Genomic DNA, 21,481 nt, shown 5'->3' on the forward strand with positions numbered 1-21,481 from the left:
CGATCCATGGGCACCGCCACTGCAACCCGCCACGCCAGGACCGCACACCCCGGGTCATGTCCGCCCCCTCCCCCGGCAGGGCGGGCACACACACGAGCTTGGGGCCGGAAACCGCAGCGGAGCGCATTGGCGTCCATCCTGGTGATCCGTTGCTCGCCGATGAGCGTGCGAGCGCCCTGGGAACGGTTGCCGTCCCGTTCGGTCAGCGGCCGGCGTACGGCAGCAGGGCCATCTCGCGGGCGTTCTTGATGGCCGCGGCAAGGGCCCGCTGCTGCTGGGCCGTCACTCGGGTGACGCGACGGCTGCGGATCTTTCCGCGGTCGGAGATGAACTTCCGGAGCAGGTCGGTGTCCTTGTAGTCGATGTAGGTGATCCCGGCCGCGTCGAGTGGGTTGGGCCGGGACTTGGCGGGTTTGCGGGGGTCGGCGCGTCGGGCCATGGCGGCTCTCCTTGCGTGATCGTTTCTTTACGGCCTTGGCGGGGCCGTGGGCAGGTCGGTGGGGCTGTCAGGCCGTGTCGAGGAGGGAGTCGAAGGCTGCGGGCAGTCTCTCCCAGGCTTCGCGCCCCGACTCGTACTCCGCGTCCGTCAGCAGGCAGGAGTCGAGGAGTCGTTCCAGTCCGTCCCGGTCGAGACCGGGCGAGGTGAAGACGAGGTGCTGGCAGCAGTCGCCGTGATCGGGGTGCCAGTCGAGTGCGGCGGCTGCCCGGCGCATGGGCGGGACCATGTCCCAGGCCGCGTCCGGCAGCGACGCCAGCCACGGACCAGCGTTCTCCACGCATAGTGCTCCGCCTGCCGCGTCCCAGGCGAGCAGCGTGTCGGGGCGGTCGGCGAGCCAGAACCGGCCGCGGCTACGGGCGGCGGCGCAGCACAGGTCCTCGAGTGCCTGATAGAGGCGTTCGGGATGGAACGGCCGTCGGCGATGCCAGACCAACGTGGTGACGCCGGCCTTGTCCGCGTCCTGCGGCAGAAGTGCACACGCGGGATGCTGGGCGGCCGCCGCGGCCTCGACGTCGAATCCGGCGAACACGGCCCGGGCGAGTTCGACGGAATCGGCCGGTACTCGCCGTGCGGTGGGGTGCAGTTGGGCGAGCAGGGCGTGGTCTTCGTCGTCGGCGTCGTCGCTGTCGACGACGGCGACGACGGGGGCGTATTCCAGCTGGCGGGCCCAGGTATCCCCGATGGTGCGCCGGTCGGTGGGGGCCGCTGCGAGGCCGGCTTCGGCGAGGTCATCGCCGTTGGCCAGGTAGGGCAGCACGAGCGCGGGATCTACGGCGGTGATCACGCTCGTGAGGATCAGACGGTCTCCGCCGTGGCCGGCGATGACCTCCGCCATGGCCTTGGGTTCGACGGAGTCCCACAGCTCGACGACGGCGAGGCGGGTCAGGCCGCTGTCCGCCATCCGTTCCAGTTCCGGGACGAGGTCCTCGCGCAGTGCGCAGCACGCACAGTCGTTGACCAGCGGTGTCTCATCGCGGGAGACGGTGCCGGAGGCGTCGCGGACGACGCGGAGCACGGTGCCGGCCGGCGCTCCGGTCAGGTTGTGGTGCAGCGCCACGCTCCCCGGCACGGTCCGCAGGAGGCGTTCGACGACCTCCTTGCGGGCGTCGGCGTGGAGCCCGGCGACGATCACGACGGGGAGCTGGTTCTCGTGGTCCATCAACGGGCTCCGTAGCGGCGCTCGAAGCGTTCGACACGGCCGGCGGTGTCGAGAACGCGCGCGGTGCCTGTGTAAAAGGGGTGGCTCGCGGAGGAAATCTCCACGTCGACGACCGGGTAGGTGTTGCCGTCCTCCCATTCGACGGTCTTGTCGCTGGTCATCATGGAGCGGGTGAGGAAAGCGGTGCCGGAGGCGGAGTCGCGGAAGACGACGGGCCCGTAGGCGGGGTGGATTCCAGGCTTCATGGCAGGGATCTTTCGGAGAGCGTTCGGGCGGGCGGGGTCAGCGTTCTTCGCGGAAGTCGACGTGACGGCCGACGACTGGGTCGTACTTGCGCAGCACCAGCCTGTCCGGGTCGTTGCGCCGGTTCTTGCGCGTCACATAGGTGAACCCGGTGCCCGCGGCGGAGCGGAGCTTGATGACCGGGCGAATCTCGTTGCGTGCCATGAGGCTAGTATATGGCAATGGTTTTCATTATCGATACGCAGGCTCATCGAGAGAGGTAGCACCATCCATGTCAGCCCACTGCCAACTGACCGGCGCCAAGCCGGGATTCGGCAACTCCATCTCCCACTCGCACCGGCGCACCTCGCGCCGCTTCGACCCGAACATCCAGCGCAAGCGCTACTGGCTCCCCAGCAAGGGGCGGCACGTCCGGCTGACGCTGAGCGCCAAGGCGATCAAGACGGTGGACGCCATCGGCATCGAGGCCGCCGTGGCCAGGATCCGCGCACGAGGAGGGAAGGCCTGATGGCGAAGAAGGGCAAAATCGCGCAGAACGAGAAGCGCAAGGCGATCGTCGAGCGGTACGCGGCCCGCCGGGCCGAGCTCAAGGCGATCATCCGCCGCCCGTCCTCCACCCCGGCCGAACGGGACGCCGCCCTCGCGGAACTGCGTCGGCAGCCGCGCGACGCCAGCGCGACCCGTGTGCGCAACCGCGACAGCGTGGATGGCCGCCCTCGCGGCTACCTGCGCAGGTTCGGCCTCTCCCGGGTGCGCGTGCGGCAACAGGCGCACGCGGGCTTCCTGCCAGGAGTGACCAAGTCGTCCTGGTAGCGGCGCCAGCCGCTACATCCACCGCTTCGCCGGCTTCCTTAAAGTTGGCCAGTGCCGCGGCGCCGGACGGGGGCGGGCAGGTGGTCGTGGACCTGGACGGGGTGCTGGTGATCGCGCATTCCGAGACGCAGGACGCGGCCGCGACCTGAAAGAAGACCTTCGGGCACCATCCGCTGATGGGGTTCGTCGACCACGGCCGGGGCGGGGCCGGGGAGCCGGTGGCCTGGCTGCTGCGGCCCGGGAACGCGGGCAGGCGCTGTCACGTTGGTTGGCGGGGTGGGACGATCTCCGGTTTGATCACGCTGGAGGGGGGTGTCCACGGGCGCCGTGTCACCGTCGTACAAGGGGCACCGGTACCGGTCGAGGTCATCTCCCACTGCGTGTGGCTCTACCACCGCTTCCCCCTCAGCTTCCGCGAGGTCGAGGAGCTCATGCTCGAAGGCAATGTCGTCGTCTCCCGCGAGACCGTCCGCCGCTGGTGTGGGAAGTTCGGCCAGGCCTATGCCGCCGTGCTGCGTCGTCGGCAGCCCAGGCCTGGTGACAAGTGGCATGCGGACGAGGCCTTCATCAAGATCAACGGGGAGCGGAAGTACCTGTGGCGGGCCGCCGGCCAGAACGGCAACGTCCTGGACATTCTCATGCAGTCCCGCCGGGACAAGGCCGCAGCCCGGCGGGACTTCCGGCATCTTCTCAAAAGAACCGGTGCGGTGCCGAGGGTGATCGTCACGGACAAGCTCCGCTCCTACGGCGCCGCCCACCGCGAGGTCGTGCCCTCCGTCGAGCACCGCTCCCACAAAGGCCTGAACAACCGGGCCGAGAACAGCCGCCGGCCCACCCGCCAGCGCGAACGTGCGATGAAAGGCTTCCGCTCCGCCGGCGGGGCACAACGATTCCTGTCCGCGTTCAGCGGCATCTCACCCCGCTTCCGGCCCGCCGCCACCTCATGACCGCACCCGACCACCGAGCCGAGATGACCATCCGCTTCGCGATCTGGGAGCAGATCACCGGCACCGTCGGCCTGCCCACCACACCCTGACCACAGCGACGGAACCCGGCTCCACCACACCCCGACACACCCTCAGGACACCTCTCGCTCAACAACGTGACAGCGCCTCGACCATTGTTGCTGCTGGGCTTTGGCTTCGTCGGTGTGGTGCGTGTCACCGGCTGATGTGAAGGAGTGAATGGCGTCCTGCACTACGCGGCGGGCTTCCGTCCGTGCTCCGAGGCCCCACAGGGCACGTGCCTTGGACAGGCTTGCCTCACCGTGCAGTGCGGGAACACCAACTCGGGAGTCCAGGGCGAGTGCGCGGTCCGCGGCCTCCTTCGCCTCCTGCCAGCGCCCGAGGTGCAGGAGGGCTCGCGCGCCCTCGCTCAGAGCGTTCATGGCCGTGATGTCCGCGATCCACGGGGCCGGGGCAGTACGCGGGTCGGTGACCAGGTCCACGACGCGGTCGAACGCGGCGAGGGATTCCTGGAAGCGTCCCCGGGCACGCAAGGCCATTGCAACGTTGAACAGCGCCTTTGAACGGCCTTCCCTGTCTCCAGCCGCTGCAAAGAGTTCAGCCGCTCGCTCGACCTCGGTGATGATCTCCTCGTGCATGTCCAGATGTCGCCATGCGCACGCGGCGTAAGTGAGGGACCAGGCCTCCTGGACCGTGTCGCCTGCCGCTTGTGCCAGCTCGGAGGCTTCGAATGCCAATGCTAGGGCGGCTTGCGGCTGGCGAAGGCAGGCGGCGTACGCCCAGGAAAGGTAGTTGGCGTGGGTGGCTTCGAGTACGGGGTCGCCGAGGGCGTGGGCGGCGGTGCGGGAAAGTTCGAAGACGGTATGCCAGTGCCCCCAGTAGCGCCAGCGGTCGGAGAAGTAGTGCGTGGACTGTGCCACGTCGACCACAGTGCGGTGGCGGCCGGTGGCGGCCGCGTCCTGCAGAGCGGCGAACCAGTTGGCACTCTCGACCCGCAGCCAAATCTGGGCGGTGTGATGGTCGGTGAGCTCGACCAGGCCGCCGGGAGCGAGGGTCGGGGTGATGCCCGGTTCGAACCACTGCCCAGCGGCTTGGGCAGTGTTCAGCAGCCAGGTGATCATCGCCGTACGGGCAGCCTCCCGTGCCTCGACGGTTTCCTCCTCCGCCAGGCGTTGATGGGCGTAGAGGCGGACGAGGTCGTGGAAGGAGGCACGGCCGTCGGCGACAGGGTTGAGTAGGCCGAGTTCGATGAGTTCGTCCAGCATCTGCTCGACCTCGTCCAGGGCGAGTGAGGTGAGCACGGTGCCCAGGGCGGCGTCGAAGTCGGGGCCGGGGACCAGGGACAGACGCCGAAACAGCAGGCGGGCTGGGCGGGTGAGTTGCTCGTAGGAGAGGGTGAAGGCGGATTTGACGCGCAGGTCGCCGGCGGCGAGCCGGTCCAGGCGCAGGTCCTCGGCGGCCAGGCGGTTGGCGAAGTTTGCCGCGCTCCAGGCGGGGCGACTGACCAGGCGGTTGCCCGCGATGCGCAGGGCCAGCGGCAGCCCGCCGCAGAGCTCCGCAATCCGCTCGAAGGCTGTCGCGGCAGCAGCCGCAGTGCTGTCGGCCGTCACCGCAGCAGTGCCCCTGTGGGACCGGTCTGCGGTGATTGCCGTCAGCAGGGCGGTGGCGGCTTCGACCGGCAGCGGTGTCAGGGACAGGCGCCGAGCGTGCTCGATCCCAGTCAGCGCGCGCCGGCTGGTCACCCAGAACGTGCACCAGCCCTCACCCGGCAGCAGTGGCCGCACCTGCGCCTCGTCCGCGGCATTGTCCAGGATCACCAGCGCGCTCTTGTCGCGCACGAGGCGCCGCAACAGCACCGCCCGCTCGTCCCGGTCCGCGGGCAAGTCACGCTCCAGCACCCCGAACGCCCGCAGCAAACGCCCCAGCGCATCGTGCGCATCCAGCGGCTCCGGATCCAGGCCGCGCAGATTGATATAGAAACGGCCATCGGTGAAACGTTCCGCCTGCTGGTGCCCGGCCTGCACGACCAGACTCGTCTTGCCCAGCCCCGGACCGCCGGAGACGATCGCCGCGCGCGCCCCGGCGTCCCCGTCCCCGCCCCGGGCCAGCCACGCGAGCTCCCCGGACCGGCCGACGAAATCCTGAATCAGCGGCGGAAGATCGCACAGCCCCCGATCATGACTGTTTTCCTGGTACGCCCGCCGCCGACCCTGCCGTGCTACCCCCAACAGGCGATCGGCGTCTTCGGAGGAGAGGCGCAGGGCATCGGCGAGGGCGCGGACGGTACGCGCCTGCGGGCCGCGGCTGTGGCCGCGTTCCATGTCACCGATCGCGCGATCACTGACTCCGGACGCCTCGGCCAGCTCCTCCAGCGTCAACCCCGCAGCATGCCTGTGCCCGCGCAGCAACGGGCCCAGTGCCTCCAGTGGTGGACCGACCACAACAGCACATCCCCTTTGTTGAAACCTCGCCCTATCGAAGGGATGAACCTACCTCATGAGGTATTTGTTTCATTCGAAGACAAAACGTGATACTTCCTGAAGGTAAGAATGTTCAAGACCTCAAAGGTCGAGCAGACCGTTTTACGACCGCTTCTACGGCCAATGCCGTACCGGGGTTGAGCCCGCCGCGCCAAGGGCGACACAGGCCCGTGCTGGTCGCCGCCTCTGCGGGACTGGTGGATCGGATGCAACGAATGTGCTGCCTGAGGTCGGATGGTGTGGAGTACGGCTTACACCTTTTTTAATCACAAGATGCCGTTGTGTGGTCCGTGCTCCCACCGTCTGCGGTGCACACCTGGGCACAGGTCCTCACCGATAGCCCCTTCCCAGGGGCGGGAGATTGTGCGACAACGCCGGGCATCGGCCATCCCACGGATGCCCTGAAACGAGGGATTCGCCCCGCTGCCCCGCCGGTGGGTGGCGAATACCCAGTTGCCGTGACCATTCGGCTCGTATGGGACTGCTCACGGGTTGGGGCCAGCCTGCCTGCCAGATCCATGACTGAGCGGCGGAGCTCGGCCGTCGTACCAGCAGAAGACGCTACACGAAAGCGCATCTCGGCCTTACCTGACCTTGGGAGCAGACGGCATGACCACCGCGCCCGGGGGGGTGCGCATGCCCGAGCCGCGGAGAAGGCGCCGGACGCTGAGCCTGCGGGCGCGGGACGGGAGCCTGGTGGCGGCTGCCCGGATGACCGGAGGAAGAGTAGTTCTTCCTGTTGTCCTTCCTGGTGCGCGCTACAGGGGAGCGGTGGGATGAGGACGGCAGGCCGGAACCATGTGACGCGGCGACCGATGGGTCGGCGGCGCTGTGCCCGCACCGTGTGTCTGGATGGTCGAGTGACCTGAGTGACTTCCTCCGCCGGCGTGCCACTCCGTTGGCACGAGTGGAAAAGGAGTTACCGTGCCCTTTGTCCTGTCGACCTCTTCGATACCAGTACCGGACCGCGCCGAGTTCTGGCACGAGGCCGTAGCCACCACGTTCGTCCCGCTCGACGTCGATCTGCACGAGGAGAAGCCCTCCATCGCGACGATCACCAGTCATCAGCTCGGGATGTTGCAGGTCTCCCAGGTCACGGCCGGCCCCCAGACGGTCGTCCGCAGCCGACGAATGATCGCCAGACGCGACGCGGAGTACCTGACCCTGACGATGCAGCACCGGGGCACCGCCCGGCTCGAACAGGACGGACGTACCGTACTCGTGCGCCCCGGAGAGTTCTCGCTGCGCGACTCCAGGAGCCCCTACACCAAGGAGCTGACGGAGGAGTTCGGTTTCACGGCGCTCCAGATACCGCGGGCCGTGCTGGATGTGGCGGACAACGATCTGCAGACGCTCACGGCAACGGTGCTGTCCGACGGCTCGCCCTGTGCCGCGGTCGTTGCGACGTACCTGCAGTCCCTGGCGCGAATTGCGGGGGACCTTACGCCGGGCGTGGGCAACAGGCTCGCCGCCACGACGTGCGACCTGCTGGCCGTCCTCATTCAGGAAAGGAAGGAGCGGTCGGCGCCGGAGGCCCCAGAAGCGGCCCGCGCCATGCTCGCACGGATCAAGGACTACCTGATGAAGCACCTGCCTGATCCCGACCTCTCGCCGGAGGCCATCGCTGCCGCCCACCATATCTCGTTGCGCTACCTGCACAAACTGTTCGAACACGAAGAAACCACCGTGTCCCGTTGGATCCAGCGGCGGCGGCTGGACATGTGCCGGCGCGACCTGGCACGGACACCGTCTGGGCCGAAGGTGGCGGCCGTCGCCCAACGGTGGGGATTCGTCAGCCCCTCGCACTTCAGCCGCGTGTTCCGCGCGGCCTACGGGATGTCCCCCCGGGAATGGCAGGCCGCCGCGCTGCCCAGGGCGTGATCCGGCGACCACTCCAGCCGCAAGCGTCGGCCTGAGGCCGTCATCCGGCCCCGACCGAGTCCGGCCCGCCAATTCCGTTCCCCCGCCCCTATACCGCCTCGACGGCCTCGCGGATCAGCCGGACCACCGTCCCGGGGTGAGCGAGCATGACTAGGTGAGAGGAGTCGACCTCATACCTAGTCATCCCCGCCCGCAGGTAGCCGTAGCGCTCCAGATCGGGGTCGATGGCGCGGTCCTGCGCGGCGACTAGGCCCCAGGACGGTCTGGTCTGCCAGGCGGCGACAGGGGCGTCCTCGGTGAGCGCGCGATTGGCCAGCGGGCGCTGGGACACAGCCAGGACCCGCGCCGCGGCCGAATCGATGCCGGCCGCGAGCAGCGCGGGGAAGCGCGCGACGTCCACCGACACCTCCGTCTCCGTCTCGCCCGGCCCGCGGCCGGAAACCTGAGTGCGCACGAGGGCATCGGCCAGCGGGGGGGCGGGGAACTTGCCCTGCAGCTCCCCCAGGCACTCGCCCTCGTCCAGCGCGTAGCCGGCGAGGTACACCAGGGCTGTCACGTTGTCCTCGGCGCCGGCCACGGTGATGACCGCGCCGCCGTAGCCGTGCCCGACCAGGACGACGGGACCCGGTATCGCCCGGACGACGGAGGCGACGTAGGCGCTGTCGCCGCCGAGGCCGCGATTGGGCACCGCGGGAGCCACCACGTCCAGTCCCTCCCGCAACAGCAGCGGGATTACTGCCGCGTAACTGGAGGCGTCGGTGAAGGCGCCGTGTACGAGGACGATCGTGCGGCCGACTAGACATGACATCAGGGGAGGCCTCCTTGTGCGGCAGGTCGACCACAGTGCTCGCCGGTCATGGCGACACTCGTCGCATCTGCCGCGAAGAGCGACGGCGGATCCGAAGGCGCACGGCACCTTCGGGAATGGATATACGCAGACCAACCGACGGTATGGCGGTTCCCCGCACTGCGGTTGTCCTGCAGCGCATCCCTTAATTGCCCGCCGGTGCATTATGGAGTTTTCCCGCTGTTCTGATCACTTGACCCTTGACCTGGCCTGAGCTCATTCGGTGTCGGTGCCGACGGCGTGGGGCTTCCGGAGGAAGTCATAGACGACGCGGAGCCGGCCGCGTCCGAACTCGTTACAAACGCCACGGAGCACGCGGTCGGGCCGTACAAGATGGTTCTCCGCCGTACCGGCTCAGGGCTTGTGTGTGAGGTTCACGATCACGACCCGCGCGTACCCGCGTTCCCGCAAGCGGCACCTGATGCTGATGACCTGCACTGCGACGGGAACGGCGGCGACGAGGTGAGTGAGGGCCGATCGCCCCGCCGACGGACCGAACCAACCGCTGCCCCACATCTGGTGATCAGGCCCGGGCCGCCCGAATGACCTCCGTCCACCTGGAGTTCCCCTTACTGTCGTTGCCATGACACGTCGTCCGCTGCTCCACCAGCGCTGGCCGGTGCTCGCCGCGTCTCTGCCGTACCCGCCCTTGAGAGACGGCCCGACACCGGGTCTTGACCCACTACTGTCTCGCCCGTCCGGCCCATCTGGTGTTGCGCGCCCGGGCAACCGAGGTCGACCCCACCGACGGCCCGGCCTGACGCGTTCGAGGATGCGGGGCGGGGTGTGGTGCGCCGACGTGACAGCGTTCAGGCCGGCATCCCGCGCTCGGCGAGGCCGCTCTCATAGGCGATGATGACGAGTTGTGCGCGGTCGCGGGCCTGCACCTTGGCGAGAAGGCTGCTCACGTGCGTCTTCACGGTCGGCAGGCTGATCACCAGATGTTCGGAGATCTCGGCGTTCGACAAGCCGTTCGCGATCAGGACGAGCACCTCCTGTTCCCGCTTGGTGAGCCCGACGAGCCTGGGTGCCGGCCGAAGTGGTTCGTCGCGGCGGGAGAAGTTGGCGATGAGGCGGCGCGTGACCGTCGGTGCCAGCACACCCTCGCCGGTGGCGATGACACGAATGCCGGCCACCAGGTCGGACGGCGTGGCGTCCTTCAGCAGGAATCCGCTCGCACCGGCCTGAAGGGCCGGGTAGACGTACTCGTCCATGTCGAACATCGTGAGGGCGAGAACCCGCACATCCGACATCGTCTCGTCGGAGCAGATCTCCCGCGTGGCCGCTATGCCGTCCATGACGGGCATACGCAGATCCATCAGGACGACGTCCGGTTTGAGTTCTCGGGCGAGTTGCACTGCCACAGCGCCGTCACCCGCCTCGCCGACCGCCTCCATTCCGGGTGTGGAATCGACGAGGAGGCGGAAGCTCCCGCGCAACAGTGCTTGATCGTCTGCGATCAGCACCCGGATCGCCTCGGCCATTCCGCATTCCTCGCATGCTCATGGGGCCGTCGAGTTCCGCCATTCTAGGCATGCGGAGGGGGGCACGTGCCTGGCCGGATCCCGTCACGCGTCCCAGCGACGGTGCCGGAGGTAGCCGCACACCAGCGCCGCCACGGTCCACACGAACAGCACCGCGCATCCGGTGGACGCATCCGGCGAGTTGACGGTGAGCATCTGCAGGCCAGCCCGGTCGGGGAAGTAGCGTGCCACCTCCTTCGTCGCTCCGATGACGGACAGGATCTGGGACCCGGCGAGCACCATCGGGAGCAGCACCGCCAGCGGGACGACGGCGTTGCGGGCCGTCGCGGCCGTGCCCGCCGCGAACAGGCACATCAGCGTCAAGTAGGCCACCGCCCCGGCCAGGGCGCGAGGGACGCCGGCCGCGCCGATCGAGGCACCGTGGGGCCCCAGGGCGAGCTGGGTGACCAGATAGCCGACGACGGCGACCGGGGTCGCGACGACCGCGGCGGTGCCGGCGACGGCGGCCATCTTCGCCGCGTAGAGCCGGCCGCGCCGGGGCACGGCGAGCAGCGAGACCCGCATCATCCCGGAACCGTACTCCGCGGCGACGACGAGTACACCGAAGACGATCAGCGCGAGTTGGCCGTAGAGGATGCCGTCCAGGCCGGTCTGCTCGGGGGTGAAGCCGTCCCGGAGCAGAGGGTTGTGGGATTCGAGCGCCGACCTCGCGGACCAGCCGTCCAGGGCGGCGACGAGGACGCTGACGGGGACGAACAGCAGCAGCGCGAGGAACGTACTGCGGACACGCCTCAGCTTGGTGAACTCGGCACGGACGGCCGCGCGCGTCTCAGACACGGGCGCTCCTCTCCCCATCGCCGACGAGTCCGAGGAAGGCATCCTCGAGAGACCCCGTGCGGGTACTCAGCTCATCGAGCGGGACGCCGACCGCCGCAGCCAGTCGGCTGATCTCAGCCGCCGGCATGCCGGCGACTTCCAGGCTGCCGTCCGGTGCGAGCGTCAGCGAGGCTCCCTTCCGCTCCAGTTCCCTTCCCAACAGCCCGGGTTCCGGTGCGCGCACGCGTACGTACGTACGACCGTGGCGTTCGACGAAGTTCGACATGCTGCTGTCCGAGAGCAGCTGCCCGCGGTGGATGACGATCAGGTGGTCCGCGACCATGGACATCTCGTTCATCAGATGGCTGGAGACGAGTACGGTCCGGCCTTCGGCTGCCATCGCGCGCAGCAGTTCGCGCAGCCACCGGATTCCCTCCGCGTCGAGGCCGTTGACCGGCTCGTCGAGCACCAGGACCGGCGGGTCACCGAGCAGAGCCACGGCCAGGCCGAGTCGTTGGCCCATGCCCAGGGAAAAGGTGCCGACCCGCCGCCGGGCCGCGCCCGCCAGGCCGACCAACTCAATTACCTCTGCGACCCGTTGCGGGGCGATCCGGTTGCTCTGAGCCACCCACAGCAGGTGGTCGGCGGCGGTCAGGCCGCGATGCGGAGCCGCTGTCTCCAGCAGGGCACCGACACGCCGGGCCGGGTAGCGCAGTGCGTGATAGGCGCGCCCGTCGATCCGTACGGACCCGGCGTCCGGGCGGGTCAGGCCGAGCACCATCCGCATCGTCGTGGACTTCCCGGCTCCGTTGGGGCCCAGGAACCCGGTGACGGCACCTGACCGCACCGTGAAGGTGAGGCCGTCCACAACGGTGTGCTGCCCGTACTGCTTGGTCAAGTTCAGGACGTCGATCACACCGTCAGTCTCGTCCGGGCATCCCGCCGGCCACATCGGTCCCGGGACGGGAACACCGGACGTCCTTCGCGGGCCGAAGCCATACCTGCGAATGAGCCCGGGTCAGTACGGCAGCACCGCCGAGACCCAGAAGCCGCCGCCCTCCTGCGGTCCGGCGGTGATGGTGCCGCCGTGCGCGGCGGCCCGCTCCCGCATCCCGACAAGGCCCAGCCCGCCACCGGGCACGGCCGGCCGGCGCGCGGACCCTGGGCCGTCGTCGGAGACGTCGATCGTCAACACGCCCCGCTCCGCAACGAGATGCACCCGGCACCGGGTCGGCGCGGCGTGCTTGACGACGTTCGTCAGAGCCTCCTGGACGATCCGGAACGCGGACAGCGCGACGCCGTCCGGAGGTTCCTCCGCACAGCGGGACCGCAGGTCCACGCGCACGCCGGCGGCCTCGGCCGTCCGGACCAGAGAAGGCAGGTCCGACAGGCCGAGCACCGGCCGGAGAGCCTGGGCGTCCTCCGGGTCCCGGCGCAGTACCGTGAGGGTGGCCCGCATGTCGCGCAGCGCCCTGCGGCTGACCTCCTCGATCACCGTCAGGGCTTCCTGCGCCTCCTTCGGGTGACTGTCGAACACATGGTTGGCGATACCGGCCTTGACCGCGATCAGGCCCACGCTGTGCGTGACGACGTCATGGATGTCACGGGCGATACGGAGACGCTCCTCGACCTTCGCCCGCTCGGCCGCCTGCTCCACGAAGCGCCGCGTGTTCTCCCGGCGCTCCCTGACGGCCGTCCCTGCCGCCCAGGTGGCACCGAGGACGAGCAGGCCGAACACGACCTGCACGACCTGGGTCCCGCCCTGGTAGTGCTGCGTTCCGGTCATCGTCAGCCCGGCCGCGCCCACCGCGCTCACCGCACCGACGAGGACCGCCGACGGCCCTGTGTGCCGCTTCCGTTCCACGGCCACCACGTACAGGGCGTAGGCGGCGGCGAGGAGCGAGGTCGGCGCGAGCCCGAACGGCAGCGCCACGCAGGCGACGGCCAGGACGGCCACGAAGACCGGCACGGGCCACAGCCGCCGGACGACGAGCGGCAGCGCGGCACTCAACGACAGCAGCCACAGTGTGGTGCTGTGCACCTGTCCGCCGACGTCCGGCCGCAGCGGCGACACCGCCGGGAGCAGGGCGAACCCCAGCGCAGCCGGCACATCGAGCATGATCAAACGCCGACGAGGGATACCGCCCATGCCGTGAAACTATGCGTTCGGTGCGCGGTACGTCCATGGCATTCAGCTGAGCCCCCCAAGGAGCCTTGGATCAGCGGCCCTCGTCATCAGGGTCCAGGATCGCCACGCACTCCACGTGGTGGGTCATCGCAAACATTTCAAGAGAAAGCACGTTAAAGAAGATCGCAGGTCAGCAGCTCGCGTGACACAAATCGGACTCAAGATCAATGTGCATTACGGGCACTATGGGCACTGCGTGCGACCTTGTGACGCACGCGCGACCCCGAAGAGGAGCCATGCGCACCCACCATTGACAGGCATCTCGCTGTATGGCATTCGAAAGGGCATACTCGGGTCACGGTTGACGACGACACCGGCTTCTCTCGATGTCGGGCCACGTGGGGGCGTCGTCACGACGGTCGGGGCGCGGCCCGGAATTCGGCAAGAGGTCCGTGCGACGGCTCACGGTAGGGCCGTGGAAGCGGCACCTCTGGTACGTGCGCGCATCCGCGCTGACACGATGGCGCACAAGCGTGTCAGCGCCTCCGCTCGTCCTGGGCGCCGGCAGTCGTCGTCGCTAGGGCCGAGGTCGCCAGCGCCTGCCATTCGCTGGGGCTCATGCCGTAGGCCTCGCGGAACGTGCGGCTGAAGTGCGAGGGGCTGCTGAAGCCCCAGCGGTGTGCCACCGCGGTCATGGTGATCCTCCGGCTGGAGCGGCCCAGTTCGAGCCGGCAGAGCTCGAGCCTGCGCTGCCGCACCCACTGGCTCACCGTACTGCCGTCGTTCTGGAACAGCTTCTGCAGGTACCGGACGGAGATGTGGTGCGCGCGTGCGATCGACTCCGGTGAGAGGTCCGGGTCCATCAGGTGTTCTTCGATGTGGGCGTGGATACGGGACAGCATCTCGTTACCGGCTCCGGACGCGTCGTCGGCCGCGTCCGTCGTGTCCGCTTCGAGGAGCTCCATGACCAGGACGGAGAGGAGGTGTACGGCCGTGCGGGCACGCCGGTTCCCGATCGTGGACCGGCGGAACTCCGCCTTGGCGGCGAGCGCGGTCAGGAATTCGGACGCCAGCGCCCCGATGCCCTCCCCACCGCGTACGGGCACGCCGAGCACCTGGTCCAGTTCCGACTCCGTGACGCCCAGATAGCAGCGGGGCACCCGGAAGAAGATCATCTGGCAGTCCTCGCCGAAGCGCAGGAGGTGCCGTCGTGCCGGGTCGCAGAAGACCAGGTCGTTCGGCTTCAGCAGGGTTTTGGCACGCTCGTGAACGACGGTGATAGGCCCACGGACGTGGACGCCGAGGTAGACGTGGTTCCGGTCGTTCGCGTCCGGCATCTCGGAGAGCATCTGGACCAGCCACCCCGAGCGGGAGGAGGGCGAGCTCGGAGCAGTCGCCTGCCGGGGCACCCGTTCGGGCGCACGTGACATCAGTGTGAGGGTCATGGTGATTCCTAGCTGTGGGTTCGTGCAGGCGGAACGCGGGTTCACGCCCCTCTCGCCGGCTCCTCGGCCAGGAACTTCTCCACCACGGCGTTGAAGGCCGGCGGGTTCTCCGGGAAGGGGAAGTGCGAGCTCGCCACGTCGGAGGCGAAGACGTGCAGGCGCGCGCCGGGAATCCGCTCCGCGACGAAGCGCTGCGAGTCGGGGTGCACATGGCTTCCCTCACAGCCGATCAACGGCACGGCGGCGACCGCCGCGGGCTGGTCGACGGCGACGAAGCGCCGGATCCGTCCGGTCCCGTACTGGTCGATGAAGCTCCACCACACCGAGACGCCCATGGACCAGCCCAGTGCGTCGAAACGGTCGAGACCGAGACGGTCGACGAGTTCGAGCACGTCGCGGGAGAGCCGGGCGATGCGGTAGCCGTGACGCGGTGTGCCGGACCTCCCGTGGCCGCGGAGGTCGACGGTGAGGACGTCGGCTCCGACGAGTGCGAGGGCCAGGTCCCGTTCGTCGGTCTTCCGGGTGTCGGCGGCGATGTGCTCTCCGTACATCTGGGCCGACATGGCGTCCGCTGCCCGGGCGATGGCGGCGATCTCCTCCGCCCCCAGCGTCTTCTCGGGCACGACCACCACGAGCAGCCCGAGGAGGTGTCCGCGCTCGCACAGCGGCACGACGTAACGGGGCAGCAGTCCGAGATCGTCACGGCCGTCGATGAACCCGGGCCTCGACCACCGGGTCACGCCCTGGGCGAGGACGTAGCGGATGGCCGCGTTGTCGGCGCGGCCCTGCAGCAGGGTGCCGATGCGCACCGGGTCCTCATCGCCGAAGTGGCGGCTCGTGCAGACCATGCGGACCAGCGGGTCGTCGACGGCGACGGACCGGCCGAGCCGCTCGGCGAGCTCGTCGACGAGTGCCTGGAGCTCGGGGCTGCCGGGGCGGGCTCGCTGGAGCCTTACGGTCATGCGCTGTTCCTCTCTCGATCAACTGCCCCCGCGGACTTCTGCATTCCGCGGTTCTTGATCAGTCTGAGGAAACGACGACCTCGGCACATCGCATGAATCGTCCATTGCCACGACGCCCGCGTGCGATACGAAGCGACTACTCTCCGTCGTCACGATGCTTCACCAGCAGGGTCAGCTCGGCGCGCGAGGAGACGTCCAGCTTGGTGAAGGCCCGGCGCAAGTGCGAGCTCACCGTGTGCGGTGAGAGGGAGAGGTGCTCGGCCGCCTGCTGGTTGGTCAGCCCTCGGGCCACGAGCCGTACCACCCGTAGCTCCGCGGCCGTCAACTCGGGCCATGCATCGGAGAGTCCGGTCGTCGAGGGCCGGCGGCGGACACCGGCGGCCCGCAGGCGCCGGCGCACCCGTGCGACGTCCCTCTCGGCGCCCGCTCGCGCATAGAGCGCGAGGGCCGTCTCGAAGTACGGGACCGCTTCCGGCTTGCGGGTGGCCGCCAGCTTGCGTCCGGCGTCCTCCAGCGCCGACGCCCGGGCCAGTACCCGAGGGCAGTCCTCGTACAGCCGGACGGCGCGTACGAGAGGGGCGAGGTCGTTGTCGAGGAGCCCCCGGGCGTGCGCGGCGGTGGCGGCGAGGAACGGGAGGCCGGGATTGAGCACGGCTCGCTTCTCGGCCATGGCGACCGCCTGCACGGCCCGTTCGTGCCTGCCCGCGCGCAGCGCCATGCGGACGAGCAACGGGGCGTCGGCCGGGTCGATCAGGCCGGCGTACGCGGGCCGGTCCGCGGCGGGCGACGTCATCACCGCGTCGAGTTCGGCCATGGCGCGGTCGGGCCGGCCTTCGTGGTCGGCCATCAGCGCCAGCATCCAGGTGCCGAAGTGCCGGACGACGGGTGCATCGTCACTCCGCATGCGCCTCGCCTCCGCCGCGTACGCGTCCGCGGTCTGCCGGTCGCCGGTGTGGAGGGCGACGCGCAGCATCACGTACCGGAGCGTGACGTCGGCGAGGTTGCCCGGGCCGGGATCGTCGGTCGCCGGGGACGCGGCTTCCGCGTCGGCCCGGGCGTCCGACAGCCGTCCGGTCTCCAGAAGGATGCGGGTGCGGGTCATGAGCCACATGCGGGTGGCGGCCGTCCGGCCCTGCTCCCCGGTGACCCGGATGCCCTCCTCCGCGACGGCGAGCGCCTCCGCGGTGCGTCCGGTGGTGTTCGACAGGAGGGCGTGCCACAAGGCCTCCGGCACCCACAGCGAGGTGCTGACGCCCAGGGCTTCGGCCAGCGCGGCGGACCGCTCGGCCTGCCGGAACGCCTCGGCCAGGTCCATGCGGTGGAAGCTCACGGCCGAGCGGACCGTCGTCAGCGTGGCCTCGGCGGTGCGGTCCCCCGCTGCCGCCGCGGTCTCCCACGCCTGCGCGGCGACCTGCTCGGCCGCCGCGTGTTCGCCCGACATCGACAGGCCGACGGCGAGCATGGCGAGCAGTCGCCCCCTCGCGGTCAGGGAGATCCCGGGCAGTGCCGCCCCGGCGCGGGCCTGCCGGACCGCCTCGGAGAAGTCGAACTGTACGGCGAGGCGTGCCAGGGCCAGGCGTATGAGCGCCTCGTCCTCGGGTCCGAGACCGCCGGCCGCCAGGGCGGTGGCTCCCAGTTCACACGCCTGGGCGGCCCGGCCCGTCTGCCAGAGCAGCGGGATCGTCTCGGCGACGACCCGCGGACGCTCCGGAGCGTCCGCCGCGGTGAGCTCCAGGGCCTTGAGGCTGCGTTCCGCGGCGGTTCCGGGAGCGGTGCCGGCGAGTTCCGCCGCTTCGGTGCGCAGCCGGTCGGCCTCCGCCGCGTCTCCCGGCACCGCTCTCCCGGCCTCCGTCGCATCTGCCGGCGCTCTCCCCGGCGGCAGCCCGGCCGCCTGACGGCTCAGGGCCTGACGCAGGGGGAGGGGGAGGCCGACCTCCACCGCCTCGCGGATCAGGTCGTGGCGGAAGGCGAGGCGATCGCCGCTCTCGGCGAGCAGATCGGCGTCGAGGGATTCCCGCACGGCTGTGATGAGCGCCGCCGAGGACCTGCCGAGCAGTTCGGCGAGCAGCGCGACGGTGACCGTGCCGCCCACGGCGGCCGTCGTCTGCACCAGCTCCCGCGCCTCGTCGGACAACTGGTCGAGGCGGCGCACGACAGAGGGGAGTTCCCGTGGGGCGGGGGGTCCCGCCGACAGCCTGGCCGTGCCGTTCTCGATCGTCACCGCCTCCTCGCGCAGCGAGCCGAGCAACTCGACCAGCAGCTGCGGCAACCCCTCGGCGCGGTGGGCGAGACGGAGGACGTCCGGATCGGGAGGGGCGCCCAGTACGTCCTCGGTGATCCGTACGATCGCCCGGTCCCCCAGCGCTCCGAGGACCAACCCGTGTGCGCCCGCCTGACGGATCCTGTCCAGGGTGGTGCGCACCCCGGACGGCACGCCGCCGGCGCGCACGGCGACCAGCCACAGGATCGGGTGCGACGAGAGTCCCACCGCGAGGGTGTGGAAGGTGAGAAGTGTCAGGTCGTCGCACCACTGGAGGTCGTCGAGGACGACGAGCAGGGGTCCGTTCCGAGCCGCCTCCCGCAGGCGGTCCCCCAGCTCCTGAAGCAGCCAGAACCGCTGGCCGGGTGTGGCGGCGAGGTCCCGGAGAAGTTGGGCGCCCGGCAGCGGTTCCTCGCCGGAGAGCACGCCTTCGAGGAGCGGGCCGAGCGGTACGAACTGTTCGTCGGGGTCCGCCGCCCCCTCGAACACCCGCGTCCCGCGCCGCCTCGCGGCGGCCGCGGCCTCGGCGAGGATCCTGGACCTGCCGATGCCGGCGGGGCCCTCGACGCGGAGGATCCCGCCTTCGCCCCGACCGAGCGCGTCGAGCCGCTCCTCGATGAACGCCAGTTCGGCGTCCCTGCCCCGGAGAGGTGTCCGTACGCCGTCGAGCCCCTCGGGCGCGGTCCTTGTCGTCACTCGGTTCACGCTCATACGGCGGAACAGTATGAACCATGTGAACCACCCCGCCCTCGCCCGGCCCGGGGGCCCGGCTCAGTCGAAGCGCAGGTCGGCGAGTTGCCGTTCGAGGACGGTGACGTCGTCCTCGGGCTCCTCCCCGACCGGGCGCGCCGCCATGAGCGCGGCGAGCTCGGCGCCCGCGCGGCGGACGCGGCCGGGCAGGCCGTCGGTGTACTCGTCTCCCCCCGAGCCCCAGTCCTCGGAGGCCGCGAACACGGCGGTGGGGACGACGACGGCACGGAGGTAGGCGAAGAGCGGGCGTACGGCGTGCTCCAGGACCAGGGAGTGGCGGGCGGTGCCGCCCGTCGCGGCGGTCAGGACCGGCTTCCCGGTGAGGGCGTCCGGGTCGATCACGTCGAAGAAGGACTTGAAGAGACCGCTGTAGGACGCCGCGAACACGGGGGTGACGACGATCAGGCCGTCGGCCGCCGTCACCGCGTCAATCGCGGCGCTCAGTCGCGCCGGTGGGAATCCGGTCACGAGGTGGTTGGCGATGTCGCCGGCGAGTTCGCGCAGCTCCACGACCTCGGTCGACGGCGCCTGCCCCCGGCCGGTGAGTTCGTCGCGGGCGGATTCGGCCAGCCGGTCCGCGAGCAGGCGGGTGGAGGAGGGGGTGCTGAGGCCCGCGGAGACGACGGTCAGCTTCACGCGGCGGACACCTCCCTGGCGGCTCGGAGGGACTCGTGTGTGGGGGCCTCCGGCACGTCGGCCGGACGCCCCTTGGCGAATTCCCGCCGCAGTACAGGCACGACCTCCTCGCCGAGGATGTCGAGCTGTTCGAGGACGGTCTTCAGGGGCAGGCCCGCGTGGTCCATCAGGAACAGCTGGCGCTGGTAGTCGCCGACGGCCTCCCGGAACGACAACGTCCGCTCGATGACCTGCTGGGGAGAGCCCACGGTCAGCGGGGTCTGCTCGGTGAAGTCCTCGAGCGACGGGCCGTGGCCGTACACCGGCGCGTTGTCGAAGTAGGGCCGGAACTCCCTTACGGCGTCCTGGGAGTTCTTGCGCATGAAGACCTGTCCGCCCAGGCCGACGATCGCGTCCTCCGGCCGGCCGTGACCGTGGTGCGCGAACCGGCGCCGGTACAGCTGCACCATGCGCCGTGTGTGGTCGGCCGGCCAGAAGATGTTGTTGTGGAAGAAGCCGTCGCCGTAGAAGGCGGCCTGCTCCGCGATCTCAGGAGACCGGATGGACCCGTGCCAGACGAACGGCGGGACGCCGTCCAGGGGTCGCGGTGTCGAGGTGAAGGCCTGGAGCGGCGTACGGAACGTGCCCTCCCAGTCCACGACGTCCTCGCGCCACAGCCGGCGCAGCAGCGCGTAGTTCTCCTTGGCGAGGTTGATGCCCTGGCGGATGTCCTGCCCGAACCACGGGTAGACGGGACCGGTGTTGCCGCGGCCCAGCATGAGGTCGACCCGGCCGTCGGCCAGGTGCTGGAGCATCGCGTAGTCCTCCGCGATCTTCACCGGGTCGTTGGTGGTGATCAGAGTCGTGGCGGTGGACAGGATCAGCTTCTCGGTGCGGGCGGCGATGTAGCCGAGCATGGTGGTCGGCGACGACGGGACGAACGGCGGGTTGTGGTGCTCGCCGGTCGCGAAGACGTCCAGGCCGACCTCCTCGGCCTTGAGCGCGATGGCGACCATCGCCTTGATGCGCTCGCGTTCGGTCGGAGTGCGGCCGGTGGTGGGGTCGGGGGTCACGTCCCCGACGGTGAAGATGCCGAACTGCATGGGGGTGTCTGCTCTCCTGAGCTCGTCCGGTTCCCGCGGGGGGAACCGGGGGCCGGGGTGACGCCGGGGCTCCGGCGTCAACCGGCGGGTCAACGGTGCGGTGTCACTTCGCCAGGAAGGCGAGGAGGGCGGTGTTGACCTCTTCGGCGTGGGTCCACAGCAGACCGTGCGGGGCGCCCTCGATCTCGACGTAGTCGGCCGCCGGAAGCCCCTTGTGGAAGGGGCGCGCCGTGCCCTCGGCCGGAAGGATGCGGTCGGCGGTGCCGTGCAGGATCAGTGCCGGCACGTCGACGGCCGGGATGTCGGCGCGGAAGTCGGTGTACCAGGTCGCCGGCGCGGCGGAGGCGGCGAAGGAGCCGCCGCGGGCCGCGGTGTCCCAGCTGTTGCGGACGGCCTCCTCGCTGATGCGGGTGCCGAGGTTCTCGTCGAGGTTGTAGAAGTCGTTGAAGAAGGCGGTGTAGTAGGCGTACCGGTCGGCCTTGACGGCGGCGACGACGCCGTCGAAGAACTCCTTCGGGGCGACGCCGTCCGGGTTGTCGTCGCTCTTGAGCAGGCAGGGCTCCAGGGAGGCCAGGAAGGCGACCTTGGCGACGCGGCCGGAGCCGTACGTCGAGACATAGCGGGCGACCTCACCGGTGCCCATGGAGAAGCCGACGAGGACGGCGTCCCTCAGGTCGAGGGTCTCCATCACCGTGTTCAGGTCGGCGGCGAAGGTGTCGTAGTCGTAGCCGGTGGTCGGCTGCGAGGACTGCCCGAAGCCGCGGCGGTCGTACGTGATCACGCGGTAGCCGGCGTCGAGCAGCGCGGCGCTCTGGCGCTCCCAAGAGTGGCCGTCGAGCGGGAAGCCGTGGATGAGGACGACCGGCTGGCCGGCGCCCTGGTCCTCGAAGTACAGCTCGATGGGGGTGGTGTTCTCCTGGCCCACGGTGATGTACGGCATGGGTGTTCCCTCGTTTCCGGTGGACTGGTCCGCGCGTCGGAGCGGCGCGGTGTGCCCGTCACGCTAGGACCGATCCCATGCCTCCTGTTGC

General features: G+C 69.8%; 20 protein-coding genes and 2 pseudogenes. 6 read left to right on the plus strand and 16 right to left on the minus strand.

Annotated elements, in window-relative coordinates:
* Positions 1 to 202: 202 nt before the first annotated feature.
* The 4 genes from rpsR to rpmG form a co-directional block, all read right to left on the minus strand.
* Positions 203 to 439 carry a 30S ribosomal protein S18 gene (gene rpsR / locus ACIBB8_RS06165; RefSeq protein ID WP_398949246.1) on the minus strand — a complete coding sequence of 79 codons (237 nt, stop codon included), beginning with the start codon at positions 437 to 439 and terminating at the stop codon, positions 203 to 205.
* Between the two features lie 67 nt (positions 440 to 506).
* Complete coding sequence (locus ACIBB8_RS06170; protein WP_398949247.1) at positions 507 to 1,658, minus strand: CobW family GTP-binding protein; 1,152 nt, start codon at positions 1,656 to 1,658, stop codon at positions 507 to 509.
* On the minus strand, positions 1,658 to 1,903 hold the full coding sequence (locus ACIBB8_RS06175) for a type B 50S ribosomal protein L31 (RefSeq protein ID WP_398949249.1): 246 nt from the start codon (positions 1,901 to 1,903) through the stop codon (positions 1,658 to 1,660). Before ACIBB8_RS06175 ends, ACIBB8_RS06170 begins: the two co-directional genes overlap by 1 nt.
* A gap of 37 nt (positions 1,904 to 1,940) precedes the next feature.
* Positions 1,941 to 2,105: a 50S ribosomal protein L33 gene (rpmG, locus tag ACIBB8_RS06180; RefSeq protein ID WP_376654943.1), complete on the minus strand. Its 165-nt coding sequence runs from the start codon at positions 2,103 to 2,105 to the stop codon at positions 1,941 to 1,943.
* Positions 2,106 to 2,172: 67 nt separating this feature from the next.
* Here rpmG and rpmB point away from each other — a divergent pair, with 67 nt between their 5' ends.
* From rpmB to ACIBB8_RS06200, 4 genes and pseudogenes are all read left to right on the plus strand, one after another.
* On the plus strand, positions 2,173 to 2,409 hold the full coding sequence (gene rpmB, locus ACIBB8_RS06185; RefSeq protein WP_398949250.1) for a 50S ribosomal protein L28: 237 nt from the start codon (positions 2,173 to 2,175) through the stop codon (positions 2,407 to 2,409).
* The gene (gene rpsN / locus ACIBB8_RS06190; RefSeq protein WP_398949251.1) at positions 2,409 to 2,714 is read left to right on the plus strand and encodes a 30S ribosomal protein S14; all 306 of its coding nucleotides are present in this window, start codon (positions 2,409 to 2,411) and stop codon (positions 2,712 to 2,714) included. Before rpmB ends, rpsN begins: the two co-directional genes overlap by 1 nt.
* 44 nt (positions 2,715 to 2,758) lie before the next feature.
* Positions 2,759 to 2,965: pseudogene (locus ACIBB8_RS06195) on the plus strand (transposase); the annotation flags it as partial.
* A gap of 61 nt (positions 2,966 to 3,026) precedes the next feature.
* Positions 3,027 to 3,750, plus strand: a pseudogene (locus ACIBB8_RS06200) (IS6 family transposase).
* 42 nt (positions 3,751 to 3,792) lie between these two features.
* Here the strand turns inward: ACIBB8_RS06200 and ACIBB8_RS06205 are convergent.
* Entirely contained in the window at positions 3,793 to 6,120 is a 2,328-nt protein-coding gene (locus ACIBB8_RS06205) for a helix-turn-helix domain-containing protein (protein WP_398949252.1), read from the minus strand.
* 963 nt (positions 6,121 to 7,083) lie between these two features.
* Between ACIBB8_RS06205 and ACIBB8_RS06210 the strand changes: the two genes are divergently transcribed.
* Positions 7,084 to 8,040, plus strand: coding sequence for a helix-turn-helix domain-containing protein (locus tag ACIBB8_RS06210; protein ID WP_398949253.1), 957 nt, complete (start codon positions 7,084 to 7,086; stop codon positions 8,038 to 8,040).
* Between the two features lie 88 nt (positions 8,041 to 8,128).
* Here ACIBB8_RS06210 and ACIBB8_RS06215 read toward each other — a convergent pair whose 3' ends face one another.
* Complete coding sequence (locus ACIBB8_RS06215; RefSeq protein ID WP_398949254.1) at positions 8,129 to 8,848, minus strand: alpha/beta fold hydrolase; 720 nt, start codon at positions 8,846 to 8,848, stop codon at positions 8,129 to 8,131.
* Between the two features lie 279 nt (positions 8,849 to 9,127).
* On the opposite strand from ACIBB8_RS06215, the gene ACIBB8_RS06220 reads away from it, so the two are divergent.
* On the plus strand, positions 9,128 to 9,433 hold the full coding sequence (locus ACIBB8_RS06220; RefSeq protein ID WP_398949255.1) for an ATP-binding protein: 306 nt from the start codon (positions 9,128 to 9,130) through the stop codon (positions 9,431 to 9,433).
* Positions 9,434 to 9,696: 263 nt separating this feature from the next.
* Here the strand turns inward: ACIBB8_RS06220 and ACIBB8_RS06225 are convergent, their stop codons facing one another.
* From ACIBB8_RS06225 to ACIBB8_RS06270, 10 genes are all read right to left on the minus strand, one after another.
* Positions 9,697 to 10,371, minus strand: coding sequence for a response regulator (locus ACIBB8_RS06225; RefSeq protein ID WP_398949256.1), 675 nt, complete (start codon positions 10,369 to 10,371; stop codon positions 9,697 to 9,699).
* A gap of 84 nt (positions 10,372 to 10,455) precedes the next feature.
* The gene (locus ACIBB8_RS06230) at positions 10,456 to 11,208 is read right to left on the minus strand and encodes an ABC transporter permease (protein WP_398949257.1); all 753 of its coding nucleotides are present in this window, start codon (positions 11,206 to 11,208) and stop codon (positions 10,456 to 10,458) included.
* The gene (locus ACIBB8_RS06235) at positions 11,201 to 12,103 is read right to left on the minus strand and encodes an ABC transporter ATP-binding protein (RefSeq protein WP_398949258.1); all 903 of its coding nucleotides are present in this window, start codon (positions 12,101 to 12,103) and stop codon (positions 11,201 to 11,203) included. Before ACIBB8_RS06235 ends, ACIBB8_RS06230 begins: the two co-directional genes overlap by 8 nt.
* A gap of 102 nt (positions 12,104 to 12,205) precedes the next feature.
* Positions 12,206 to 13,336: a sensor histidine kinase gene (locus ACIBB8_RS06240; protein ID WP_398949259.1), complete on the minus strand. Its 1,131-nt coding sequence runs from the start codon at positions 13,334 to 13,336 to the stop codon at positions 12,206 to 12,208.
* Between the two features lie 515 nt (positions 13,337 to 13,851).
* Positions 13,852 to 14,760, minus strand: coding sequence for a helix-turn-helix domain-containing protein (locus tag ACIBB8_RS06245; RefSeq protein ID WP_398949260.1), 909 nt, complete (start codon positions 14,758 to 14,760; stop codon positions 13,852 to 13,854).
* A gap of 41 nt (positions 14,761 to 14,801) precedes the next feature.
* Positions 14,802 to 15,722, minus strand: a complete 921-nt coding sequence (locus ACIBB8_RS06250) for an alpha/beta fold hydrolase (RefSeq protein ID WP_398949261.1) — start codon at positions 15,720 to 15,722, stop codon at positions 14,802 to 14,804.
* 136 nt (positions 15,723 to 15,858) lie between these two features.
* A complete protein-coding gene (locus ACIBB8_RS06255) occupies positions 15,859 to 18,693 on the minus strand; it encodes an AAA family ATPase (protein ID WP_398949262.1) in 2,835 nt (944 codons plus the stop codon).
* Positions 18,694 to 18,753: 60 nt separating this feature from the next.
* On the minus strand, positions 18,754 to 19,368 hold the full coding sequence (locus ACIBB8_RS06260; RefSeq protein ID WP_398949263.1) for an FMN reductase: 615 nt from the start codon (positions 19,366 to 19,368) through the stop codon (positions 18,754 to 18,756).
* Complete coding sequence (locus tag ACIBB8_RS06265) at positions 19,365 to 20,450, minus strand: LLM class flavin-dependent oxidoreductase (protein WP_398949264.1); 1,086 nt, start codon at positions 20,448 to 20,450, stop codon at positions 19,365 to 19,367. Before ACIBB8_RS06265 ends, ACIBB8_RS06260 begins: the two co-directional genes overlap by 4 nt.
* A gap of 103 nt (positions 20,451 to 20,553) precedes the next feature.
* Entirely contained in the window at positions 20,554 to 21,390 is an 837-nt protein-coding gene (locus tag ACIBB8_RS06270) for an alpha/beta fold hydrolase (RefSeq protein WP_398949265.1), read from the minus strand.
* Between the last annotated feature and the right edge of the window lie 91 nt (positions 21,391 to 21,481).

This window comes from Streptomyces sp. NPDC051286 (assembly GCF_044455345.1).
Taxonomy (GTDB): domain Bacteria; phylum Actinomycetota; class Actinomycetes; order Streptomycetales; family Streptomycetaceae; genus Streptomyces.